Source organism: Mesorhizobium sp. M7A.F.Ca.ET.027.03.2.1, assembly GCF_003999175.1.
In the GTDB taxonomy this organism is placed as follows: Bacteria; Pseudomonadota; Alphaproteobacteria; order Rhizobiales; family Rhizobiaceae; genus Mesorhizobium.
In genome coordinates this window covers 1-2,098 of sequence record NZ_RZOM01001081.1, presented here as the reverse complement: position 1 = coordinate 2,098, position 2,098 = coordinate 1, and the positions used below count along the sequence as shown (strand labels likewise).

General features: G+C 64.4%; 3 protein-coding genes and 1 pseudogene. 3 read left to right on the top strand and 1 reads right to left on the bottom strand.

All coding sequences use genetic code 11. The features are described from left to right. Together EN750_RS41100 and EN750_RS31420 are read left to right on the top strand one after the other, a co-directional pair. Positions 1 to 148 (top strand): annotated as a pseudogene (locus EN750_RS41100) (pseudouridine synthase); the annotation flags it as partial. A 118-nt stretch (positions 149 to 266) separates the two neighbouring features. Next, entirely contained in the window at positions 267 to 668 is a 402-nt protein-coding gene (locus EN750_RS31420; protein WP_127399028.1) for a VOC family protein, read from the top strand. Between the two features lie 31 nt (positions 669 to 699). Here the strand turns inward: EN750_RS31420 and EN750_RS31415 are convergent, their stop codons facing one another. After that, entirely contained in the window at positions 700 to 1,281 is a 582-nt protein-coding gene (locus EN750_RS31415; protein WP_127399027.1) for a histidine phosphatase family protein, read from the bottom strand. Positions 1,282 to 1,486: 205 nt separating this feature from the next. On the opposite strand from EN750_RS31415, the gene EN750_RS31410 reads away from it, so the two are divergent. Further along, entirely contained in the window at positions 1,487 to 1,936 is a 450-nt protein-coding gene (locus EN750_RS31410; protein WP_127399026.1) for a universal stress protein, read from the top strand. The last annotated feature ends 162 nt before the right edge of the window (positions 1,937 to 2,098 follow it).

Here is a 2,098-nt window from a genome sequence, read left to right as displayed (position 1 = left end):
CCGCCACATCCGTCGCCTGCTCGCCGCGCACGGCGTCGAGGTCCTGCGCCTCATCCGCATCGCCATCGGCCGCCTGCCGCTCGGCGACCTCGCCAAGGGCACGGCACGGCGTTTGACACCGGAGGAACTGGCGCTGCTGGCGGGGTGAGCAGCGCGTGCGCTGGTGCAGGCTCACAGCAATCCTTCCTGACGGAAAGCTGTCAGGAGGCCTGGCCTATAGGTCGGATGGGAGCCGGCCACGGCTTCAACGATCAGGAGCCAAAGCAATGAATTTCGTCTCTGTCCGCATCATCACGTCGGACGTCCAGCGTCTCGTGCACTTCTATGGCGAGATCACCGGCATGCCCGTGACGGTGTACACGGAAGACTTCGCGGAACTGGCGACGCCGGCCTGCACGCTGGCGATCGGCAGTACGCGCACCTTGATGCTGTTCGGCGGCGACATCGCCCGCCCCGCCGACAACCACACGGCCATCCTTGAATTTCGCGTCGCCGACGTCGATGCGGAATTCGCCAGGCTTTCGGATCTCCTCAGGAATGTCACCGTGCAGAAGCCGACCACCATGCCCTGGGGCAACCGCTCGCTGCTGTTTCGCGACCCCGATGGCAATCTGGTGAATTTCTTCACGCCGGTGACCGCCGAGGCGATCCGGAAGTTCGACAAATAGAGTGGTGGCGGCGCTACTGGCCTGAGCCGCCCTATTTCTGGTTCCATGTCCGAATAACCGGCTCGCTCAGATCATGTTCATAGCCGAGCACACTGATGCTGGCCGTATCGAGCACGAACAGTGCGCCGCCCTCCGGCGGCAGCCCGATCCAGCGTGCTGCCAGCACGCGCAAAAAATGTGCGCTGGAAAAGACCAGGGTCGAGCCGCCAGCGTCACGAAGCTGTCTGATGATCGCATCCGCCCGCGCGCCGACATCGGCCGCCATCTCGCCCTTCGGGCAACCATCGCGAAACACGTTCCAGCCGGGCCGCTCGGCCAGGATCTGTTTCGTCGTCAGCCCCTCATAGGCGCCGTAATCCCACTCCTGCAGATCATCCTTCTTGACGCTCCGCGCGCCGAAGCCGGCCAGCACGCTGGTGTTATAGGCGCGCTGCGACGGGCTCGACCACACCGCCGAAAACGACAGGCCTTTGAGGCGATCCGCGACACCCCGCGCGGCGGCCTCGCCGACCGGCGTCAACGGCATATCGGTGCGGCCGGTGTGCTGCCCCGAAAGGCTCCACGCCGTCTCGCCATGCCGGACCAGATGGATTTGGGGATACGCGCTGCTCATGGGATGCCTTTCGAAGTCGCCCGCACCTTAAGCGACGATGCGGCAAAGGGGAATCCGCCTGGTACAAAACTGCATGGTCGCCTGGCCTTGATCCGCGTCGGGCTGGCCCTGTGATCGGCTCGATGCCGCAACTATATCAAGGTCAGCCTTCACAAGCCCCCCCGCCCTCAAGGGCATTGGCCCTTGCACAACAGGTCATGTCATCATGTACAAACATTTGCTTATTGCCACGGACGGATCGGAACTGGCCGACAAGGGCGCTGCCCACGGCCTGACGCTGGCCAAGGGCCTCGGCGCCTCCGTCACCTTCGTTACCGTCTCCGAACAATTCCCGATCTTCGCCTGGGGTGGCGCCATGGCAGGCTATGCCGCCGGCGATGAATTGGCGGCCTATCAGGAAGAAGCGCGCAAATACGCGAAGGAGGTTCTCGACAAGTGCAAGGCGTCGGCGGACGCCGCCGGCGTCTCCGCGGAGGTCGTTCATATCGAGGACAAGCGGCCCGCCGAGGCCATCCTGGAGCTGTCGCGGGCCCTGGGCTGCGACCTGATCGTCATGGCCTCGCATGGACGCCGCGGCCTGGGCAAACTGCTTCTCGGCAGCCAGACGGCGGAAGTGCTGTCCTACACGGAAATCCCGGTTCTGGTGGTGCGGTAAGTCTGCTGTAAAGCACGGCTAAAGAACCACCTCCCCCACGAGATAAACCCCCAGCGCCAGCAGCCCGGCGAAGAACACCGTGCGGAAGGTCTCGACGCTCATCTTCTGGCGAAGCGCCTGGCCGGCGAACATGCCGGCCAGCGCCGGCGCCAACGCCAGGAT

Bases quoted from the DNA above. Each gene is read 5' to 3' on its own strand.
- EN750_RS31410 (WP_127399026.1), top strand. From the start codon at position 1,487: ATGTACAAACATTTGCTTATTGCCACGGACGGATCGGAACTGGCCGAC.
- EN750_RS31420 (WP_127399028.1), top strand. From the start codon at position 267: ATGAATTTCGTCTCTGTCCGCATCATCACGTCGGACGTCCAGCGTCTC.
- EN750_RS31415 (WP_127399027.1), bottom strand. From the start codon at position 1,281: ATGAGCAGCGCGTATCCCCAAATCCATCTGGTCCGGCATGGCGAGACG.